15 protein-coding genes are annotated in these 20903 nt (G+C 69.9%); 8 read left to right on the top strand and 7 right to left on the bottom strand.

What is annotated here, in order from left to right:
• Nucleotides 1-36 precede the first annotated feature (36 nt).
• The 4 genes from AAF430_10940 to AAF430_10925 all read right to left on the bottom strand — a co-directional run bounded on the left by AAF430_10940 (nucleotide 37) and on the right by AAF430_10925 (nucleotide 10086).
• Nucleotides 37-1467, bottom strand: coding sequence for an aldehyde dehydrogenase family protein (locus AAF430_10940; protein ID MEM7410740.1), 1431 nt, complete (start codon nucleotides 1465-1467; stop codon nucleotides 37-39).
• Nucleotides 1468-1529: 62 nt separating this feature from the next.
• Complete coding sequence (locus AAF430_10935; GenBank protein ID MEM7410739.1) at nucleotides 1530-3176, bottom strand: acetolactate synthase large subunit; 1647 nt, start codon at nucleotides 3174-3176, stop codon at nucleotides 1530-1532.
• Between the two features lie 146 nt (nucleotides 3177-3322).
• Nucleotides 3323-6841: a UvrD-helicase domain-containing protein gene (locus tag AAF430_10930; protein MEM7410738.1), complete on the bottom strand. Its 3519-nt coding sequence runs from the start codon at nucleotides 6839-6841 to the stop codon at nucleotides 3323-3325.
• Nucleotides 6838-10086, bottom strand: coding sequence for a PD-(D/E)XK nuclease family protein (locus AAF430_10925; protein ID MEM7410737.1), 3249 nt, complete (start codon nucleotides 10084-10086; stop codon nucleotides 6838-6840). Before AAF430_10925 ends, AAF430_10930 begins: the two co-directional genes overlap by 4 nt.
• A gap of 155 nt (nucleotides 10087-10241) precedes the next feature.
• Between AAF430_10925 and AAF430_10920 the strand changes: the two genes are divergently transcribed.
• From AAF430_10920 to AAF430_10890, 7 genes are all read left to right on the top strand, one after another.
• Complete coding sequence (locus AAF430_10920) at nucleotides 10242-10442, top strand: (2Fe-2S)-binding protein (GenBank protein ID MEM7410736.1); 201 nt, start codon at nucleotides 10242-10244, stop codon at nucleotides 10440-10442.
• A 135-nt stretch (nucleotides 10443-10577) separates the two neighbouring features.
• Complete coding sequence (gene bfr, locus AAF430_10915; GenBank protein ID MEM7410735.1) at nucleotides 10578-11048, top strand: bacterioferritin; 471 nt, start codon at nucleotides 10578-10580, stop codon at nucleotides 11046-11048.
• A gap of 56 nt (nucleotides 11049-11104) precedes the next feature.
• Nucleotides 11105-11668 (top strand): hypothetical protein, encoded by a 564-nt coding sequence (locus tag AAF430_10910; protein ID MEM7410734.1) that lies wholly within the window; start codon nucleotides 11105-11107, stop codon nucleotides 11666-11668.
• 149 nt (nucleotides 11669-11817) lie between these two features.
• A complete protein-coding gene (locus tag AAF430_10905; GenBank protein ID MEM7410733.1) occupies nucleotides 11818-14436 on the top strand; it encodes a LysM domain-containing protein in 2619 nt (872 codons plus the stop codon).
• A gap of 2 nt (nucleotides 14437-14438) precedes the next feature.
• Nucleotides 14439-15887: a hypothetical protein gene (locus tag AAF430_10900; GenBank protein ID MEM7410732.1), complete on the top strand. Its 1449-nt coding sequence runs from the start codon at nucleotides 14439-14441 to the stop codon at nucleotides 15885-15887.
• 108 nt (nucleotides 15888-15995) lie between these two features.
• Nucleotides 15996-17054: a hypothetical protein gene (locus tag AAF430_10895; protein MEM7410731.1), complete on the top strand. Its 1059-nt coding sequence runs from the start codon at nucleotides 15996-15998 to the stop codon at nucleotides 17052-17054.
• Between the two features lie 11 nt (nucleotides 17055-17065).
• On the top strand, nucleotides 17066-17614 hold the full coding sequence (locus tag AAF430_10890) for a hypothetical protein (GenBank protein ID MEM7410730.1): 549 nt from the start codon (nucleotides 17066-17068) through the stop codon (nucleotides 17612-17614).
• 16 nt (nucleotides 17615-17630) lie between these two features.
• Here the strand turns inward: AAF430_10890 and AAF430_10885 are convergent, their stop codons facing one another.
• Entirely contained in the window at nucleotides 17631-18320 is a 690-nt protein-coding gene (locus AAF430_10885; GenBank protein MEM7410729.1) for a peptidylprolyl isomerase, read from the bottom strand.
• 38 nt (nucleotides 18321-18358) lie between these two features.
• On the opposite strand from AAF430_10885, the gene AAF430_10880 reads away from it, so the two are divergent.
• Nucleotides 18359-18877: a gamma-glutamylcyclotransferase family protein gene (locus AAF430_10880; protein MEM7410728.1), complete on the top strand. Its 519-nt coding sequence runs from the start codon at nucleotides 18359-18361 to the stop codon at nucleotides 18875-18877.
• On the opposite strand, the gene AAF430_10875 is transcribed toward AAF430_10880, so the two are convergent.
• Complete coding sequence (locus AAF430_10875) at nucleotides 18874-20025, bottom strand: pyridoxal phosphate-dependent aminotransferase (protein MEM7410727.1); 1152 nt, start codon at nucleotides 20023-20025, stop codon at nucleotides 18874-18876. The two genes, AAF430_10880 and AAF430_10875, sit on opposite strands and share 4 nt — an antisense overlap.
• Nucleotides 20022-20885, bottom strand: a complete 864-nt coding sequence (locus tag AAF430_10870; GenBank protein MEM7410726.1) for an SDR family oxidoreductase — start codon at nucleotides 20883-20885, stop codon at nucleotides 20022-20024. The genes AAF430_10875 and AAF430_10870 overlap by 4 nt, the downstream gene beginning before the upstream one ends.
• Between the last annotated feature and the right edge of the window lie 18 nt (nucleotides 20886-20903).

Genomic DNA, 20903 nt, shown 5'->3' with positions numbered 1-20903 from the left:
GGGCGCCTTCCGTAGCGGGGCCTTTCCGTGCGGGGCCTATTGGGGCGTGCGTACGACCAGCAGCCGGATCTCGGTCATGTCTTCCATGGCGAAACGGATCCCCTCGCGGCCCAGCCCCGAGTCCTTCACGCCTCCGTAGGGCATGTGATCGACGCGCCACGACGGCACGTCGCCGATCACCACGCCGCCCACCTCGAGCGTGTCCCAGGCTGCCTGAGCCTTGTAGAGGTCGCGGGTGAAGATCCCAGCCTGCAGTCCGAACGCGCTGTCGTTGACCGACTCGAGGGCGCGATCGAAATCCTCGAACCTGGAGAGTACGGCCACGGGACCAAAGGCTTCGAGGCGCACCACGTCCTGGCCTGCGGGAACGTCTTCGAGCAGGGTGGCGTCCAGCATCGCCCCATCCCGCGTACCTCCACACAGGAGCGTGCCGCCCGCAGCCTCAGCGGCGCGAATCCATTCCTCGAGCCGTTGGGCCTCCCGCTCCGAGATCATCGGCCCGATGAAGGTGTCTTCGTCCTTCGGGTCCCCCGAACGCAGGGCCCGCGTCGCTTCGACCATGCGCTCGCGGAAGGCGTCGTAGATGTCGGCATGCACCAGAATGCGCTGCACTCCGATGCAGCTCTGGCCCGACTGGTAGAACGCCCCGAACACGACCCGCTCCACCGCGTCGTCGAGGTCGGTGTCCGCATCGATGATCACGGCGGCGTTCCCACCGAGCTCGAGCACCACCTTCTTCTTTCCCGCGCGCGCCTTGAGATCCCAGCCGACCCCCGGCGACCCGGTGAAAGACAGGAGCTTCAGGCGCTCGTCGGTGGTGAACAGGTCTGCCCCGTCGCGGCGCGCCGGCAGGATCGAGAACGCACCGGGGGGCAAATCGGTCTCCGCCAGCACCTCGCCGATCAGCAGCGCGCCGACCGGCGTGAGGCTCGCCGGCTTCAGCACGAAAGGGCAGCCCACGGCGAGCGCGGGCGCGACCTTGTGTGCCGCGAGGTTCAGCGGGAAATTGAACGGGGAGATGAACGAGCAGGCACCGATCGGGACGCGCTTCCACATGCCACGGTAGTCGCGGGCGCGCGGGCTGATGTCGAGCGGCAGCACCTCTCCCGTCATCCGAACCGCCTCTTCGGCTGCCACCCGGAAGGTGTCGATGAGCCGTGTCACCTCGCCGCGCGCGTCTCGGATCGGCTTCCCCGCCTCGACGCAAAGCGCGAAGGCGAACTCGTCGAAGCGCTCCTCGAAGCGCCGCACGCAGTGATGCAATACGCGCTGGCGCTCGTAGGCTGGCCAGGCCGCGAACGCGGGAACGGCGACCGCAGCGAGCTCGATCGCGCGGTCGATACAGGCCGCATCGGCGAGCGCGACCCGGGTCGCCGCTTCGCCCGTGTACTTGTCGGTGACGACCAGGTCGCGGTTGGGCGCGACCGCCTCGCCTCCCAGATAGAGCGGGTAGGAATCCGCAAGCATGACGTTCTCCCTTCGCTGCGCGCGGAGCCGGTATCGGCGCCGAACCGGATCGCCCGTGCGCGTCAGATCGGACAGGCGATCTGGCCCAGACGCTCGGTCAACAACGCGTTCTCTCGGTAGTCGATCGGCACCACGACGAGACTCGGGCCCTCTTCGGCGAGCGCCGTCTCGAGCGTCCCCCGGAGTTCGGCGCTGTTCTCGACGCGATGCCCGTGCCAGCCGAAGGCCTCGGCGAGTGCCACGAAGTCGGGGTTGCCGAAGGACAGATCCGTGTGGCGTCCGAACTGGGTCTCCTGCTTCCACGCGATGAGCCCATAGGCGTGATCCTCCCAGACGAACAGCGCGATCGGGCTGTTCAGCCGCTTCGCGGTCTCCATCTCTTGCACGTTCATCAGGAAGCCCGCATCCCCGCTGATGCCGAGCACGCGGCGGCCGGGACGCGCGCGGGCGGCGGCGATCGCGCCGGGCAGCGCGAACCCCATGGAACAGAAGCCGTTCGGGATCAGGCAGGTATTCGGTTCGTGGCACTGGTAGTAACGCGCGATCCACATCTTGTGCGCGCCGACGTCCGAGAGCAGGACGTCCTCGGGCCCGAGCACCTCGCGTGCGTCCCAGAGCGCCTTCTGCGGACGAATCGTTCCGCGGGTGTCGTCCTCCTTGTGGATCGCGAAGTCGGCGAGCATGTCGCGACGCACCGCGGCCTGCTCGGTCGCATCGAACGACACGGGATGGGCGGCCACCCGCTCGTTGAGCATCCAGAGCGTGTGCGCGAGATCTCCCACCACTTCGACCTCGGCGCGGTAGTGCCCGTCGACTTCGGCGGGCAGAAAGTCGATGTGGAGGATCCGCTTGTCGCGCCTGGGATTCCAGAGACTCGGGGGATACTCGACCATGTCGTAGCCGAGGCTGATCACGAGGTCCGCGGCGTCGATCGCGCACGCCACGAGGTCCTTCGCCTGAAGGCCGATCGTGAACAGACACTGGGGATCGTCCCGGTCGACGGAGCCCTTGGCCATGAACGTATTGATGACGCCGATCCCCGTCGCCGCCGCGAATCGGCGCAGCTGACGGCTCGCCCGCTTCCGAATCGTCCCGTTTCCCGCGAGAATCACCGGGCGACGCGCGGCGCGCAGGAGCTCGAAGGCGCGATCGACGATCTTGTCGTCGGGCACGGCGCGCCGAACCGGCTCGGCCGGGATCGGTGTTTCACTCGCCTCCAGCTTCGCGATGTCTTCGGGCAGTTCGATGTGCGTGGCCCCCGGCTTCTCGGCGCGCGCCAGCTTGAACGCCTTGCGCACGACCTCGGGAATGTTGTTCGGGTGCGAAATCGTCTGTGCCCACTTGGTGACCGGCCGCATCATCGCCACCACATCCATGTGCTGGTGACTCTCCTTGTGCTGGCGCTCCAGATCCGCCTGCCCGGTGATCACCACGAGCGGTGCGCGATCCATGTTGCCGTCGGCCACCCCCGTCATGAGATTCGTCGCACCGGGTCCGAGCGTCCCCAGGCAGACGCCGGGCTCACCGGTCAGGCGCCCGTGCACCTCGGCCATGAATGCCGCGCCCTGCTCGTGACGCGTGAGAACGAACTCGATCGGAGAATCCTCGAGCGACAACATCAGATCCGCGTTCTCCTCACCGGGCACACCGAAGATCTGCGTGACGCCCTCCGCTTCCAAACAGCGAACGAACAGATCCGATGCCTTCATGCGGGTCGCCTCCTACGCAAAGCGACGTCCGCCGAGGGCGCCGCGGATCGGTCGCCTCGACGCGCGGGTTGCGTGTCGAGACGGAGCCGGGGGGATCCAAGGTGGGTTGGATGCACCCGCGCTGGGTCGGTCACACGCGTCCGCGCTCAGGCGGTGGGTAGGAGCGAGAGCTGTGCGGGAAGCGGCGCGCGGTCGTCCGCGCCCGCAGGGTCCAGGCGGTCGATCTCCCCCGTGCCGAGCCACCAGATCTCCAGGCGCGGCGGCTGTGCGAGCCCGAGCGCCTCGTGGACCGCGGCCCCGTAGAGTCGCAGCTGCTCCCGATAGCGCGCAGGGATGCCCTGGGAATCCGCGCGATCCGTCTTGTAGTCGACGACGACGAGACCCACGTCCGGGTCGTCGAGCAGCAGGTCGATGCTGCCCACGGCGACGTCGGCGGGGTCGCCCTCGGCCGGGAGCATCAACGAGAGTTCACGGGCGGCCACCTGGGACCGTCGTTCGAACAAGCGATCCGCGAGCGGTCCCTCGCCCAGGGCATCCCAGAATGCGGCACCCGCGCGCTCCTCCTCCTGACTGCGCCCGCGCTGACGCAGGATCCGGGTCACCGTCTCGCCTCGCGTCGACCATTCCGCCGACCAGTCGCTGCGGTTCTCGGCATCCAGCGTCAGCTCCGCCAACGCGGCGTGGACCGCAATGCCCAGCGCGACCCCCGGCGTTTCCTGGGCCTCGGAAGACACGAGGGGAACCACGCCGGCGCGTCGAGCTGCCATTTCCGTGACACCGATCCGCGCCTTCCGCTCCGCGCGCGCGGGCGAGACGGCACACGGCGCCGGCTCGGGGTCGAAGAGCGTCGCTTCCGGGGCGTTCGTGCTCTGCAGCGCGGTGACCTCACCCGCCACGAGGAATCGCCAGCGAGCGCCTCCGGCGTCGAGGAACCCCTCCCCGGCTGTGGCCTCGCGCATCGCATCGGCGAAGGCGAGCGCCCCCGGCGGCCGTCCCTCGAGCAGGGCCACGTGCGACGAGGGCGCACTCCGCTGGAGGGTCTCGGGCCAGGCGCCGCACAGAACCAACCGCTCCCGCGCGCGGGTCATGCCGACGTAGAGCGTTCGGACCCGTTCCGCTTCGGTCACACGTCGGCGACGCTCGATCAGCCGGTCGTAGCCTAGGGTGGGCGCGTCGAACCAGCAGGCCTCCAGCGCGTCGTCGACGCGCCCGATCTCCGTCGCGTTCGCGGCCGAGGCTTCGCCCTTGTGAAGCTGCATCAGATAGACGTGGTCCCAATCGAGCCCTTTCGCTCCGTGCAGGGTCACGACACTCACGGCGTCGCGGGTGTCGAGCGGCGCAGGCTCCACGCTCGGGCTCTCTTCCTCGGCAACACCGCGACGCAGTTCACGGAGCACGTCCGCGAGCGTCGTGGTCGGATCGGCGAGCCGAGACGCGAGCCCGTCGAAGAAGTGTTCGAGGTTCGCGACCCGCCAATGCCCGAGGAAGCGCGCAGCCTCGCTGCACTCGAAGCCGGTGGCCGAGCGCAGCCGCTCCACGAACACGTCCCCCGCCTCGACGGCGAGCGACCGGCGCAGCGCGGCCAACGTCTCGAGCAGCGCTTCCGCCGCCGCCGCCCATGCGGACCCGGACGACGTTTCGGCGCCCACCCGTCGTACCAGATCGCGCGCGTCGCTGAGCGCCTCGGGATCCTCGCCGAGCCGTGCCCACAGCGCCGGAAAGCGGCCCGCCCACAGCGGCAACCACGCCGCATCGGGCACCGCAGCGAGCGAAGAGCGCAGGGTGGCTACCGCCGCGATGCCGTCGTTCGGGTCGAGCACCGCCGCCACCAGCGCGCTCGCGTCGATGACCTCGCGGCGTCGGTAGTAGGTGCGGTCCCCTTCCACACGGAACGGCACCCCCGCCGCTCGCAGCGCTCCCAGGTACACGTCCCACTCGCCGCGGCTGCGGAACAGCACGCCGACGTCGCGCCAGGCGACGCCGTGTTCGTCGTGCAGCGCGCGCAGGTCGGCAGCCAGTGCATCCGCCTCGATACGCGCGGCATCGGTCGCACGGATCCGTGCCAGGCCTCCTTCGGCGTCTCTGCCAGCCGTGACCCAGTACTCGATCGGTGCGTGGTCGGGCGTGGTGAAGCCCGGTGCCGCTTCGGCTCCGGGTCGCGGTGCCAGCCCTTCGAACCCAGGCTGGACGCCGGGCTCGCGCTGCATACGCGGCTCCATGACGCATTCGACTTCGTCGAGCACCGCCGGCACCGAGCGGAAGTTCACGCTCAACCGGCCACGCAAGCCGCTCGACGCGTCGACCTTCGCGAGCATCGCCTCGTATGCGGCGAGGTCCGCGCTGCGCCACCCGTAGATCGACTGCTTCGGATCGCCGACCAGGAACAGACCGGGTCGGTCACCCGCCGGTCCCGACAGCGCGAGTGCTTCGACGATGGCGCATTGACGCGGATCCGTGTCCTGGAACTCGTCGACCAGCAGCTGATCGATTCCCGTGCGCAGACGCGCGGCGACGCCGGGCGAATCCCTCAACAAGGCGGCGGTGCGCGTCAGCAGGTCTTCGAAGCCGAGACGCCCGGTGCGATGCAGCTCCGCGTCCACCCGCGTCAGGAGGCCCGACAGAACGCGGCCGGCGTGCACGAGCATGGGCGGATCGAGACGCTCGACGTGCTTGAGCAACGCGGCGAAACCGCGCGCCGCCGCCTGAACCTCTGGGCAGCGGCTCCCCAGGGCCTCACGCTCGGCTGCACTGAAGCGCCCGCGCGACCAGTCGGTCACCGCATTGCGCGCGGAGGCAGACCAGAGCGATGCGATCTCGTCGAGCCCTTCGGACAGGCCTGCGCCCGCTGCACCCAGCGGAGTCGGATCCACCGCCAGGGCCTCGACCACCGCGCGCGCCTTGCGCAGTCGCCCCCCCGACGCGTCGAGGTCACCGAGGGCTGCGCGCAGATCGCCGCGGGCAGCGGCGATCCGCTCCGTGAGGCTCCCCACGCGGTCGGGCGCCAGCGGATCCGCCGCGAGTGCGCCCGGGTCGACGCCGGCGCTGCGCAGCCGCACGACCTCGGCCTCGAGTTCCTGGGGACCGATGCCGCGCTCGGCGAGAAACAGCCAGTCCGCGTCATCGGCGGCATAGGCACGCGAGGCCGCTTCGCGAAGCACCTCGCGCGCGACGGTGGCCAGGGCGCGGCCGTCGGCATCGACCTCGAAGCGGGGGTGGAGTCCGGCCTCGAGCGGGTGGCCCGCCAGCAACCGGCGGCAATAGCCGTGGATGGTCTGGATCGAGAGGTGATCCAGGCCGGCGCGCAACGCCACGATGCGCTCGGGCGGCGCGTCGCCCTCGAAGCCGATGGGAGACTCCCCCTTGGCGAGCAAGGCGAGAGCGGCGTCGGTCCGCGCGTCCATTTCCGCGGCCGCCGCTTCGGTGAAGGTGATGGCGACGACGCCGCGCAGCACGCGTTCGCCGAGGGCTTCGGCCGTCGCGTCGGGCTCGGAGGCAGCGGCGCGTTCCCAACCCGGGCCGAGACACCAGGACAGGATGCGCGCCACCAGCGTCGCAGTCTTTCCCGTACCCGCACCGGCCTCGACCACCAGGGGACGCAGGAACTCGCGGGTGGCGAGAGCGCGGCACGCGGCGTCTTCGTTGCGCCGCTCGACGACGCGACTCACGTGCGGTCCGCGGCGGCGAGCGCCCAGAGCGCAGCGCCCTCGGTCGAGCCGCTCGCTTCGGCCCAGCGCTGGAGCTGCGCACGCGCGCCGCTGTCGCCGCGCACGCAGGCCTGCTTGTAGTCGCAGAAACGACACGCTCCGGGTTCTTCGTCGCGATCCGGGAGACGCAGCCGGGGAAAGAACACACCGCGCTCGAACGCCCCGAAGAGCGTGGCAACGCTCTGCTCGAAGGCCTCGCGCTGTGCGCCCTCGGGCTCCGCCGCGAGCACCCGGAGCGCGTCGTCGAGATCCGGGTCGAGGTAGACGAAGCGCCCTTCGCCGTGCTGCGCGTAGGCGTGGGCCTGCAGGAGCTCGCCGCGCAGCAGGCGGCGCCGGTGTTCCTCGCGGCGCGACTCGGCGCGGGTCTGCTGCGCGGGCGCGCGCCCGGTCTTCCAGTCGGTGAAGCGCACGCGGGGCGCTTCGCTCGAGCCGTCCGAGGTCGACAGCGCGTCTTCGCGATCCGCCCGGAAGCGCAGCGTGCGCGTCGCGTCGCCCACCGGCACCTCGGCCGTCCGCTCGGGCTCGACCGCGCGCACCAGGGCCGGGTCGCCAGCGTCGAGTCGACGCGCGACGTCCACGAACGCGGCGGCGCGGGCCGCGAGCGCGCGCTCATAGCCGGGCAGCGCCACCCCTGCGCGCTGGAGCTCGCGCCGCGCCGACTCGTGCAGGACCTTGCGATCGACCGACGTGGGCCAGGAGGTCGCGGCATCGGGCGCGCAGCTCACCTCGAGGGTGCGGTGTACCACGTTGCCGAGCAGTCGGGCGTCGCGCCCCCCCGGCAACGTACCCCGCGCGTCCGGTACGGGCTCGAGCCGTAGAACGCGGCGCAGGAACGCCTGCCAGGGACACTTTGCGAGCTGCTCGAGGAAGGTCACGAACGGAGCGTCCTGACGCGGGTCCTCAGCGAGGACGGCCGGGCCGACCGCTCCCAACGATGCCGGCAACTCCGCCGTCTGCCGTCGCGGCCCGCGGAACTCCAGGGCCGCGATCGCGGCCGCGCGGCCGCGCAACGCCGCGTCGGAGAGAGCCGGCAGGCCGAGCGCGCGCCGCTCGCGAGTCGTGCGCGCGTGTAGCGCCGCGAGCCAATCGACGTGGGGTGGCGGTGCGCCCGCCTCCAGCGCCGAGGGGGCGCCCCGCTGCTCGGAGATCACCCGCTCGAGGAGCGGTGAGACGGATGCCGGACGACCATCGGCCCGCACTTCGGCATAGGAGAGGACGACCTGGGATGCGGCCCCCAACAGCTGCTCGAAGAGGAATCGCTCCTCGTCGTGCCCTTCGCGCTTGATGGGCAGATCGGGCAACACGACGCGGAGCGCCGCGCGCACCGCGTCGGACAGGAGCGCATCTTCCTGGATGGCCCGCGGAAACTGTCCGCGATTCAACCCGAGGACACGCAGGGCATCGAAGCTGCGCGCCCGGGCTTCCATCACGCCGAGCACCTGCACGCCGCCGCCAGCCCCGCCGAGCGCTTCGAACCCGACCTCGGAGAAGGAGCGTTCCAGCAGCCGAATCCAGTCCGCCGTTTCGACCTTCGACGGTCCGACGCTCACCGGTGTGGGAAGTGCAGCCTCGAGCGCGACGCGCAGGGGCTCGTCGTGTGACCAGCCGACGGCCTCCCAGATCGTTTCGAGGCGATGCCGCGCCTCGTCGAACCCGCAGCGCGCCGACCAGGCGTGCCACGCCGCCAGGCTGGCCCGGGCGCGACTCGCCCAGCCCTCGGCATCGCGTGCGGCGAGCTGGCGTCGCGCCACGACACCGGGCTCGTTCGCCTCCAGCCCCAGGCGCGCGGGCAGCGGCACCGCAGCGCGGACCGCGGGTGCATTCGCGGCGTCGGCCAGCGCGACCCAACCCAGCACGTGACCGGCGTCGCGCGCGTCGGCGAGACGCGAAGGGCTCGCGACGAGCTCGGGATGCAGGGTGAGCCAGCGCTCGTACGGCATGCGTCCGCCATCCCGCAGCAGCGTGAGGAGCGACTGCACGCGCGCCGCATCACGCCCCGCCCCCCCGGCCTCGCCGGCTCCCGAGAACGGGACGCCGGTGCGCCGCAGCTGACGCCGCAGCGCCAGACGGTGACTCTCGAGATCCCGCACCACGATGGCGACACGCTCGGGCACCGCGCCCGCGGCGAGTCGTTCGCGCGCCCACAGAGCCGCGGCGCGCGCTTCGGCCTCGGGGTCGCGGTGCACCTCGACCGACGCGACGTGCGCTGGAGAGGCCGACAGGGGAGGTGCGGCGCCGGGCGCCAGGCGTGTCCGCAGGCGGGCCCCGAACGCACCGAGTCGCGACGCGTCGAGGTAGATGCGGGACGGAAACGCGCGCATCAGCGCCTCGAGGAAATCCAGCTGGGCTCCGGTGGCGTCGGCGAAGCCGTGCAGGAACAGCGCCTGGGTCGGCCAGCATTCGGGCGACGCGTGGACCTGCTCGCTCGCCATCGCGAGGCGCGCCGACCGGTGCCCGAGCGTCCCGTCGGCCAACTGCGCCTCGACGGTGCTCGCCACGCGCAGCAACGCGGCCGCGCGAGCCTGGGCGGCCCCGCCACCGAGCTCGTCCAGCCGCTCGGCCAGCACTTCGGCGTGCGCGCCCATGAAACCCGCGTCGAGGAGGTCGTCGACGACCCCGACCACGGCGCCGAAGCCGTCGTCCAACCCGGACAAGGTCCGCGACAGGACGGCATCGCGACCGGAGACCTCACGCACCCGGGCGCCGAAGAGCGCGGGCGGACCGAGCGTCGCTTCGCCCGACGCGATGACCTCGGCGACCGCCGACTCCATCGTTTGGACGCGCAACCCGAGCAGGGCGCGGCCCGCACGGGCCACGAGGGCGCGTGTCAGGTGGTCGCGCAGGCTGCCCGAAGGCACGAGCACGCGGATCGGGCGCGCCCAGGCGCCTGCGCGCCGAGCCTCGTCCAAGGCCTGGCCCAGGTCGTCGAGCAACTGGGCCTCGAGAGCGCGCGGCCCCGCCTCCCAGATTGGCCCCGGCGTCAAAACCGGTCCCGGATCCGAGGCCGGTCCTGGCTCCACGACTGGCGCTGACGACAGCGCGGCGGGAGTGCCGTCGCCGCGTGCCGGCGTCGGCTTGCGCTCGCGGCGGCCCACTCCGGCGAGCAACGACCCGGACTCCAGACCGCCCGCTTCGCTCCCGGCGCCCTCGACGCCGTGGCCTCCGGTGTCCTCGCTGCCGTCCCCCATCGCCCCCTCGCTGCGCATCCTAGAACGGGCCGGGGACGAATCCGGTCACAAACCGCAAATATTTGAAATTAAAACGCTTTTCGGATCTTCAGCGACGTCCTCGAGTGGCCGATGGAAACGATATTGAACTTCATTTTCAAAACGCGTAGACTGCATCCCGTTGGGAGCTCGACGTGATCGTTTGCCACTGCAAAGCCATCTGTGACCGCACCATCCGCGAAGCCGTTCGCGGCGGTGCCACCTCACCGCGCAAGGTGGCCATGGCCTGTCAGGCAGGCCGCGAGTGCGGGGGCTGCGTGCCCGTGGTCCGCGAACTCATCGAGCACGAAGGGACCCGGCGCGCTGGAAGCGCCGATCTCGCCGCCGCCAGCTGACCGCGGCGCCACGTTCTCCAGACTTCCATTTTCAATTTCGTTTAGCTGGAACCACCCTGGCGGGCGGATAGCCTTGCCCTGATTTCGGCCCGCGTCGACGAAACGACGGCGGCAAAGACATCAGGGGGTTTGGCGATGCGCGGTGATCCGGCAGTGATCGAAGTCTTGAACGAGGTGTTGACTGCGGAACTCACCGCGATCAATCAGTACTTCATCCACCACAAGATGTGCGAGAACTGGGGCTACGAGCGCCTCTCGAAGAAGAAGTACGAAGAATCCATCGGGGAGATGAAGGACGCCGACGCCGTCATCGAGCGAATCCTCTACCTGGACGGCGTGCCCAACATGCAGCGCCTCAACCCGGTGCGGGTCGGCGAGGACGCCGTCGAGCAGCACAAGCTCGACCTCGCCGTCGAGACCGAGGCCATCGAGCGCCTCAACAAGGGCATCGCGGTCTGCGTCGAAAAGGGCGACAACGGCAGCCGGGAGCTCCTCGAGAGCATCCTCAAGGGCGAGGAAGGCGGCGCCGACTGGCTCGAGGCCCAGCTCCACATCGTGGACGAAATCGGCAAAGAGCGGTATCTCGCGGAGCAGATTCACGAGTGAGCCGATAGCCGGCGCTTCCGCCGGTGCGCCCGCTGTGCTCGTCTCCAGGAGATCCGATGTCGGAAGAGATTCTCGGGAACCGCAAGAAGGCGCTGGAAGAGTCCTTCTTCGCGAAGCAGAACCAGCACCTGATCGACCAGCTCCGCGAGAAGCGGGAGAAGGCCGCCGCGGTCGAGGCGCTCGCGGCGACCTCCCACATCAAGAACACGGCGCTGCTCGAGCGGCTCGTCGACATGGGTCTCGATGGGGCGACCTGGGCGGCCCTGTCGTTGGTCCCCCTGGTCGAAGTGGCCTGGGCCGATGGCGAGATCCAGTCGAAGGAACGCGACGCGATCCTGCGCGCCGCCGCCGACCAGGGCATCCAGGCCGGCAGCGAGAGCCACCAGCTGCTCGAGAGCTGGCTCTCGACGCGCCCCGACGCCGAGCTCTTCGCGAGCTGGGGCGGCTACACCGTCGAGCTGGTCGCCGCGCTCGACGCCGCGGAGAAGCGCGCCCTGCGCGACGCCATCGTCGGCAAGGCCCGCAGCGTCGCGGATGCCGCCGGCGGCTTCCTCGGGCTCGGCTCGATCTCCGACGCCGAAGAGCGGGTGATTCAGGCGCTCGAGAAGCCCTTCGCGTAGGCGATCGCGCACGCTCGCTCATCGCGGGAGCCACGCCGAGCGCAGCGAAGCCCGGGTGTATTGGCTCTGCGCGCGACCGCGACTCACCCGCATGGGCGGGTGGCCCATCCTGCTAGGATGAGCGTCGTCACCGGCCGGCGAGTCGTTCGATGCTCTTCAAACCGCGTGCGCAGGCACAGACCCACAAGGTCCAGGCCGGTGAGACCCTCCAGAGTCTCGCGACCGGAGCCGGCCTCAGCGTCGAGCAGCTCGCGATCTTCAACTGGGGCGTTTCGAGCCCCTGGGAGATCAACGAGTGCCTCTACACCTACGTCGGCTGTCGGACGCTCGCGGCCGACGGGGTGAACTTCGAGTTCGACGGAACCGAGTCGCCCGGCACCCTCGAGATACCCGGCCTCTTTCAACCGCAGTCCGGCATGGCGGTGGACAAGACCTACACGGTTCGGGTCAAAGCGATCGAGCCGAAGCCGTTCCTGCGCATCACCGCGCTCCACGACCATTTCGCGTCCGGCGCCGAAGACGCGGGGCTGCATTTCTCGATCGGCTACCTGGAAGGAGAGCAGGTCACGATCCGCGTGACCAGCGACCACTACGCCGACGGCGTGATCTTCGAGCACGAGCTCGACGACGAACAGAAGCGCAAGGGACGCGCAAAGGCCTTCGCCTGGCAGGGGGAGACCACCTGCGCCGCAGGCGACCTCCAGGACCTCTGCCTGAGCCCGCTCTACTCCCCCTACAAGTTGACCATCGAAGCCGCAGGAGGCCTCAAGGACGAGCGCGAGTTCAAGGTGCTCTACGGCAAGCTCGAGCTCAGCAAGGGCGCCTGGCTCGCCGACGAAACCACGCCTCCCGCGGACACCGACGACTGGGACCGCTGGAAGCTGAACGAGCTGGGCTATTTCGGCGGCCCCTTCACCGACGACGGGGCGGAAACGGCGTACCAGCGCGGATGCCGCGAGCGCGCCATCAAGCTGTACAAATGCCACGACGGCGAGTTCCTACGCCGCGTCGTCGACGACCACGGCGCCCAGGTCGAGGCCGACCCCGACGGCACCGCGTACTTCGACTTCCTCGACGACGCGGCCGGACAGTTCGGCGGCCTGCTGCGCACGCGGCTCGCTGCCGATCACAACCGTCGCGATGGGAGCGAGAACCTGAACGCCCTCCCCGCCCCCGGGCAGGACGCGCGCTTCGTGGTGCCACTGGTCTACTACGCCAAGGGAGACGACTTCCAGCTCGCGGGCGAGGTCCGCTACGACCAGGATGCCGCGCGCGTGAACGACCCGTTCGTCCCGATCAAGGTGAAGGTCTACCTGCGGGACCACCAGGACCGGGACGTGCATTCGCCGATGGGGGTGGGCAAGGCGCGGGTCGGATGGCGCGTCGTGGACCCGGCCGAACCCGGCATGAACGCCCGCTACCAGGAAGACGTGCGCTACCGCGCCGCGGATGCCGCCAGCCGAGACACCCAGCGCCTGGCGTACATGCAAGCGGTGCAGAACCACATCCAGGGAGCGGGATACACCTATAGCGACGGCACCGCCTTCGTGAAGAACTGCCCGGGCACCTTCGGCGGCAAGGATCAGCTCACCGACCTCTTCTTGTCGTGGAAGGGGTTCCCCCTGGTCGAACGCAATCAGATCCCCTGCTCCGAGGCTTCGGTCGACAGCGGAAACGACAAGCTCTTCGGGTACACCGGCGCGAACTTCGTCCCGTCGAAGATCGGGGGTGACTCGTACCAGGTGATCGCCGACCTCGACTTCTCGGGCCTCCCCAATGAGGACGATCTCAAGGATTGGCACGGCGCAAACGCCGAGGGGCGCGATGCGGGCAAGGTCGAGACCGGCACCTTCACGATCTGGCGCGCCCAGCCGTGGTCGAAGATCGTGTCGTGGCCCGGAGTGCCCGCGGGCCAGTACCAGCTGCAGAGGGTCCGCACCTACTTCGAGCAGTGCTACGTGAAGTTCGACGTACCGGGCGGCGGTGCAATCGAGGACATCACCGACGTCATCAGCGAGCAGGAATACCGGACCCTCGTTGCCGGCTGGAGCCCGGAAGGACTTCAGCGCAGGCTCAAACGGAGAGGACTCTCCTCGAGTGACGCGAACCGCGTGGTGGGAGACGCGAAGCCGGGCAAGACACTCGGGTTCTTCGACAAGTTCTCACTGACTAAGGACGCGTTCTTCGGCCGCGATGTGCCCGCTCAGAAACGCCTCGGGGGGAACGAGTACAAGGCGGCCCTCCGCTCCCTCTTCTACGACAACAGCCGCGGCTTCGTCTCGAAGCTCTCCGAGCCGATGGCGGCGTTGCTGAGCCGAAAGCTCCGCGCCCGGCACCCGATGGGTCACATCGTCGTCGCGTTCCGGCCTCATGAACCCGTCACGGTCTACAAGGCGCCAGGCCTGATCCGCCGGGGTGAGGTCGACACCGCCAACTATCGCGCCTCGTTCCTGAGCATGGGCCTCGCCGACGGCATCGTCACCTATGACCTCGGCGACGGAGATCGACGCGGTTTCGTCCTCGCCCACGAGTTCGGCCATCACCACTTCCTCTATCACCATGAAGTCAGCAACGACCCCGAACCCCCTCCCAGGGTGTCCGAGACGCCCGAGCACCACGACGGAGCCGACCACAACTGCATCATGAGCTACCTCAGCTTCGCGGAGGACACGACGCTGGGAGAGTTCAACCCGCTCTTCTGTGGCAAGTGCAACCTGCGCCTGCGCGGTTGGCAGGTCGGCAACGCCGCATTGCCGGCGAGCTCTTGAGCATGGCGCTCACGTCGCGGATCACTGGGGTGGCCCCGAGCACCGAGCTCTCGACGATCGAGACCGCGGTCGTCACGGTAGAGGTAGGCAACACGGGCATCGAGCCGGTGGTGATCGACCACGCGACGCACCGCTGCGCGCTGGAGCTCCGCGACGCTGCGGGCGAGTGCGTGCTGACGATCGACGAGTCCCTGCGCGCGCGCCTGCTCTACAGCCGCGGGCTCGCCGAGCCTCCCCAACCCGTCCAGATCCCGGCGGGCGAATCCGTCGAGCTCGTCTTCGACCTCGCCCAGTACTACTACCCGCTTGCCAGCGGCGACTACGAACTCGGATCGGTGACGATTGCGCCGGACGAACCGGCCCGACCGGGCGATGCCCCGGTGTCGCTGCGCTGTCGTGCCGTCGAGATCGACGAAGTGCAGGTCTGGTACGAGAACCCGATCTTCGGCACCCAGTCCCAACTCTGTCGGGCCACGGATGCGAACGGATCGGCGGCGACGCGGCTCCGTTGGTTGGGGCTGAACCAACCCCGCGCCGCGTTCTTCGACCGCTCGATCGAAGCCCCCGAAGCCGGGCGCTGGGTACCCGCCGTCGCGGCGTTCTGGGACCCGGAAGACATGGAGCAGGGTCTCACCAAGGTCCTCGTCCAGGATTGCGGCGAAGGGAGGCTCCGGGTGCATCGCACGCTTTCAGGGCGCAGCGACGCCCCGGTGCGCGAGATTCGGCTTCCGAATCCCACGCCGCTCCTGCCCTTCGCGTTTCGGACCGCGGAGGAAGCGGTGTTCGTCTTTTGCGTCACGGGCGACCCGGGCGAACGACACCTCTGCGGGTTCCGCCTCCCCGCGGAGGGGGCCCCAGAAGCTTGCCTGGACCACCGTCTCGGGCCCGAACCCGCACCGCTCGCGGTGTGCGGAGGCCCCGACCTCATCCACGTGCTCGAGTCCGGCACAGAGCTGACGCACACGCTGTACGACCACGACGGCACGGAGGTCCAGACCCGTGCGCTCCACTCGAGTGAAGGCACTCCGTGCCACCTCTACGCCAACCTCGCCGAGGGCGTGGTGCGGGCGGCATGGCAGAAGAACGATGCGCTGGGGCTCGTGGAAACGGGCTTCGCCCCGTATCGCGGCCCGGCCCCCGCCGTGCGCGCCGTCACACTGGCGCTGGAGGCATCGGACGATGTCGTTCGCGAGCTGGACTTCCGCCTCGATCTGCGCGGCGGCCCGGTCGCGCTCTGGGTGACGGCAGACGATCGGCTTCGTTTCCGCGACGGTGCTGAGCGGGTGCACGAGCTGTCGCAGGGGGAGCGTCGCTACCATCCGCGCATCTTGGTGGGAGAGCCCGAAATCGAAACACCGATGCTCGGCTTCTGGACGCGTCAGCGGGGCTACCGTTTCGTGCCGGGCGTCGGTGACGACGTCGGCGCTTCGCTGCGCGCCGTGAGGGTCTAGTCGGTGGCGCGAGCGACCCGGGCGGTCGCCGGCGTGTGGATTCTCCTGGGTGTCGTCGCCTGTGGGCTCGGATCCGGGGCCCGGGAGCGAGACGAGGAGAGAGACGGCGTGAACGCGAGCATCGTGGCGATCGAACCGGCGACCCCGCTGGACCCGTATCGTCCGTTCACCGTGCGCTTCCGCATCGTGAACGATTCGGAGACGACCTACACGATCCCGGATCTTCGCCGGGTTCAGCTCGCCATCGCGGGTCCCGACGGGACGACGCACCAGACCCGCACCCTGGATCACCCGCTCACGATCGAGCAGCGCGCGAAGGCGCGACGCAACAAGGGACGCGACGACCCGGAGCCCCTCGCCCTGGACGCGGGCGGAATCCATGAAGGGGAGTTCGAGACCCTCGACGCGTTTCGCCCGCTCCCGTCCGGGCCGTGCTCAGCGCGGCTGCTGCTGCCCGACGGAACCGCCTCGGAACCGGTGCCCTTTGCCGTCGCCGCCCTCGAACAGCGGACCGTCGACGCCATCGAGCACCCGGCGAGCGGCGCCCCGCGCACACAGCAGCTCGTCCTCGTCGATTCCCCGACACCTCGCCTCGTCTTCGTGTCGAGCCTCTACCCCGAGTTCCCCTCGGTGATTGCGGAGCTCGCCTCACGCGATAGACCCGCCGAGGCCCGACTGCTGCACTACTGGCCCCCGCAGAAGCTGCGCCACCGGGTCGCGAGCGTCGAAGCCGGCAAGCTCCGCGTCCTCGAAGTGGCCGACCCGCCGCCCTACACCGCCGCGCAGGAACTCGCCCGGGTGGACGAACTGTCCTTCCCTGCCGACGCGGCTCTGGTCGGTCTGATCGACGTGACCCAGAACGAGGCCGGCACCGTGGCCAACGACTATCTCGTCCTGAGTGTCGAGAACGGGGGCCGCGCGCTCGCGGGCCGATACCTCCGCCGCGATTGGGAGCAGTGGACCTTCGGCGCGGCCACGGTGCTCGAGCGCGCGCACGAGGAGGGGTTCCCCGGGGCCCGGCTGAGCTACACGGAGACCGGCCTCGAAGTCCGCTTCGACGCCGGCGAGCCGATTCCCGTCGACCTCCGTGCGCACCTCGGCGAGTTCCGTGCCCAGGCTGCCGCAGATCCAGCCCCGACGCCGATCGCGGTCGGGCGCGGGAACTAGAGGAGCGTCCGATGCTGCGCACCCTTCGCATCGCGGGCAGGACCTACCAGATCGCCCCCGCCGCCGAGGCCGGTGACCACGCGCCCCTGGAGCCGGCAGCCGCCGAGCGGATCCTGCGGCGCTGCCAATGGGAACCCTCGGCCATGCGCCAGCTCGTGACGTTGGACGGTGGGGGTTACGCCCGCCGCGACAACGCCGACGTGATCCGACGGATCTCGGCGCGAGTGCAGCGGGGAGCGCTGCGCATGTGGCCGGTCGAAGCGCGACCGGTCCCCCAGGAGCCCACGCGCGCGGCGCCGCCGCCGGAAGAGTCCGATACCGAGGAAGCGGCTCCGCCCCAGCGCCACTGGGTGACGTTCCGTGTCGTCGACGATGGCACGGGGGAAGCCGTCCCCGGCGCCCAGGTCAAGGTGGTGCTGCCGCGGGAGAGCCACGCACGGAGCTTCCCGACCGTCGCCGGATCAGGAGAAGCCCACGTGGCGGATCTCAACTCGGGCAGCTGCGGCCTCGAGGACGTGATCCTCGGCGGCCCCTACGAGCTCGTCGCGATCGACGGCTAGCGGCGCGGAAGCGAGCTCAGTCGAACTGGATCGTCGCCTTCTCGATCTTGAGTTCGGCGGTCGGTCGGCCGCTGCGCGTGCCCTTTTCTTCCATCTTCTTCAGGACGTCCATCCCCGAGACGACCTCACCGAAGATCGTGTGCTTGTTGTTGAGCCACGGGGTAGCCACGAAGGTCAGGAAGAACTGGCTCCCGTCGGTACCCGGACCCGCGTTGGCCATGCTGAGCAGGCCACCCTTGTCGTGCTTCACCTCCGGATCGAACTCGCCCGAGTACTGGTAGCCCGGCCCGCCACGACCGGTCCCGGTCGGATCGCCGCCCTGGGCCATGAAGCCCGGGATCACGCGGTGGAAGCGCGTGTTGTCGTAGAAGCCGAGGGTGGTGAGGTAGACCGTGCTGGTCACGTGCTTCGGCGCCACGTCGGGCATCAGCTTCACCTCGATCGGGCCGAGGTTCGTGCGCAGCTTCCAGGTGACCTTCTGGCCGCTGAAGTCGGCTTCGATCGGCTCGGGCAGGTTCGACTTCCAGCCCGGCTTGCTCTTGTCGATGCCCTGCATCGAAATGAAACTCTCGAGGGCCGCCATCGCGTCGGGCTTGCCCTTGCTGGCCGCGGGAACGGCCCATGCGAGCACGACGCACAGCGCGGCGGCGACGATCGAAGCCCTGTGCACGAAGCCCTGCGGGCGCGAAATCTGCGAGATCGACATGGTCGAAGAAACCTCCCCACTCTCTCAAACGGTCGTTCGTGGTCTCGGAAGGTAACGCCGCCGCTCCGGCACTCAAGCCGGCCGCGGGCGCCGCGGGGGACCTGTATTTCGCCTACGGATCGAACCTTTCGACCCGGCGTCTCCAGGAGCGCGTGGCCTCGGCCCAGCCGCTCGGCGCGGCCCGCCTGCGGAACTACGCGTTCCATCTGGACAAGCCCGGCAGAGACGGCTCCGCGAAAGCGAATATTCGGCCCGACGCGGGTGCCGAGGTGTGGGGCGTGGTGTTCCGGCTCGCCCCCGAAGCGTGGACCGAGCTCGACCGCTACGAGGGGGGCTACCAGCGGGTCTCGGTGCGCCTGGAATGGGCGTCGGCCCCCGAGACGCCGGGGCCGACCGCGGAGACCTACCTCTCGGCGCTGGAGACGCAGGATCGCGTCGCCACCGAACGCTACCGCGCCTGGATGACCGAGGGCGCGCGCGAGCACGCCCTGCCCCCTGCCTGGTGCGCGATGCTCGCGGCGCTGCCGGTGCGCCCCGATCCGCCGGGCTCTGGCTAGCGTCCCAACCGCGCGGCCAGGCGATCCACCGCAGCGAGCACCTCGTCCGGTGGCGCGGCGGTGTAGCAGAGCCGTACCCAGCTCTCGTACTCCGCACCGCAAGACGGTCCAGGGGTGAGCGCGACCCCATCGTCGACGCAGTCGGCGAGGAAGCCCCAGAGCCCCCGATCGTCCAGCTGCGGGGCGACGTCGAGGAAGAGGAAGGTCGAACCCTCGGGTGCGGGGACACCGAGACGCTCGGCCACGCGATCGCCGACCCGCTGGTACTGCGCCCGGGCTTCGCCGAGCCAAGCGGCACCCGACGCGAGCGCCCGGATCGCCGCCACCTGGCCCGCGGTGGGTGCGTGGTAGGCGGTGTGGGTCGAGACCTTCAACGCCTGCTCCACGAGCGCGGCGGGGCCGGTCAGGTAGCCGGTGCGGTTCCCCGCCATGCCGTAGGCCTTCGAAAAGGAATAGACCGAGAGTGTGCGTTCCGGGGCGAAGCGACCGGGCGAGACGTGGTCGCCCCGGTAGACGTGATCCTCGTAGACCTCGTCCGAGAACAGCCAGAGATTCTCCCGCCGCGCCCAGGCTGCCAGCGCTTCGAGCCACGCCCCGGGAATCACGCGTCCGGTCGGATTCGAGGGAGACGAAACGTAGAGGGCGACCGTACGGGCGCTGCGTCGCGCGGAGACGGCCGCCACCGCTTCCTCGGCGCTCGTCACCCGATCGTAGAAGGGCACCTCGATGGGGGTCGCGTGGAAGGCCTGGATCATGCCCCGGATCAGCGGCCAGTACGGCGTCAGCACCAGGACTTCGCTTCCCGGCGACGCGATCGCGCCGAACGCGGAGGAGAGCGCGCCCGTGGCGCCGGCCGTGACCAGCACGCGGGTCGGATCGGCATCGAGCCCGTTGCGCTCGCGCAGCTTCGCCGTCAGCGCCTCGACGAGCTCCGGCACGCCGCGCGTCTCGCAGTAACGGTGCAGGCCCGCGTGGCTGTCGACGGCGAGATCCTGCATGCGCGCGCCGTCGAAGGGCTCGAGCCAGGTGTCCCCGACGTGCAGGGGGCACACCCCCTGCGGCGCACTGCGCAGGCGATCGGCGATGGGCGAGAACACGGCCCCCGGCATCGCCAGAGCCGGACCGGCGAGCGGCGGCTTCTCGCTCACGCGCTGGGCTCGGGGGCCCGTCCGGAAAGGACCGCCGTATAGCCCTCGCGGTAGGTCGGATAGATGAAGCGGTAGCCTGCGTCGAGGATGCGCGTGTTGCGGCAGCGCTTGTTCCCGCCCCGCGGTGTCTTGCGCTGGTCCACCCGCTCTACCCGGGGCGGAGGCGCGCCCAGGATGCCTGCCATCCAATCGAGGACCACGCGCTCTTCTTCGGGAGCGTGATCCACCCCGACGTAGCAGGGGTCGGTCTCGCCGACGTCGATCAGCCGGTCCAGGATACCGGCACAGTCGTCTCGGTGAATGCGGTTGGTGTAGCGCTTCCCCTTCGACAGCGTGGCCCGCCCCTGCCGCACCTGATCGATCAGCCGCGTGCGCCGCGGGCCGTAGATGCCGGCGAGCCGCAGCACGACGCCGGGGAAGGGTCCGTCGCGCAGCACCTGCTCGGCCTCGAGCAGGCGCTGCCCCGAAAAGTGGGTGGGCTCGGTCGGGGAGTCCTCATCGACCCACTCCCCCTTCGTCTGACCGTAGACCGCCGTGCTCGAAACGAAGATCACCCGGCGCGGACGCTGGCCCTGCTTCTCGAGGGCTCCGAGCAGGTTCCGCAGCCCGTCGACGTAGGTCGTGCGGTAGAACGCATCATCGCGTCCGCCGGGCGAGGCCGCGTAGACCACCACCTCGAGGTCGGCGGGCAGGTCCTCGAGCGAACGGGCCACCGCGAGATCCGCGGCGATGGCCTGCACACCGGACGCGAGATCGACGGGGTGTCGTCGCAACCCCCACACGTCGTCGCCCCGGGACACGCGCATCGTGGCCAGGGCGTTCCCCACGTAGCCACAGCCGGCGATCAAGATACGCGCCATGTCCTCCCCGGAACAGCT

Source organism: Myxococcota bacterium (assembly GCA_039030075.1).
GTDB lineage: Bacteria > Myxococcota_A > UBA9160 > UBA9160 > SMWR01 > JAHEJV01.
The sequence above is the reverse complement of the archived record's forward strand: the minus strand, read 5'-3'. Positions and strand labels throughout refer to the sequence as shown.

Bases quoted from the DNA above. Each gene is read 5' to 3' on its own strand.
- AAF430_10940 (MEM7410740.1), bottom strand. From the start codon at position 1,467: ATGCTTGCGGATTCCTACCCGCTCTATCTGGGAGGCGAGGCGGTCGCG.
- AAF430_10935 (MEM7410739.1), bottom strand. From the start codon at position 3,176: ATGAAGGCATCGGATCTGTTCGTTCGCTGTTTGGAAGCGGAGGGCGTC.
- AAF430_10925 (MEM7410737.1), bottom strand. From the start codon at position 10,086: ATGCGCAGCGAGGGGGCGATGGGGGACGGCAGCGAGGACACCGGAGGC.
- bfr (MEM7410735.1), top strand. From the start codon at position 10,578: ATGCGCGGTGATCCGGCAGTGATCGAAGTCTTGAACGAGGTGTTGACT.
- AAF430_10910 (MEM7410734.1), top strand. From the start codon at position 11,105: ATGTCGGAAGAGATTCTCGGGAACCGCAAGAAGGCGCTGGAAGAGTCC.
- AAF430_10905 (MEM7410733.1), top strand. From the start codon at position 11,818: ATGCTCTTCAAACCGCGTGCGCAGGCACAGACCCACAAGGTCCAGGCC.
- AAF430_10900 (MEM7410732.1), top strand. From the start codon at position 14,439: ATGGCGCTCACGTCGCGGATCACTGGGGTGGCCCCGAGCACCGAGCTC.
- AAF430_10890 (MEM7410730.1), top strand. From the start codon at position 17,066: ATGCTGCGCACCCTTCGCATCGCGGGCAGGACCTACCAGATCGCCCCC.
- AAF430_10885 (MEM7410729.1), bottom strand. From the start codon at position 18,320: ATGTCGATCTCGCAGATTTCGCGCCCGCAGGGCTTCGTGCACAGGGCT.
- AAF430_10870 (MEM7410726.1), bottom strand. From the start codon at position 20,885: ATGGCGCGTATCTTGATCGCCGGCTGTGGCTACGTGGGGAACGCCCTG.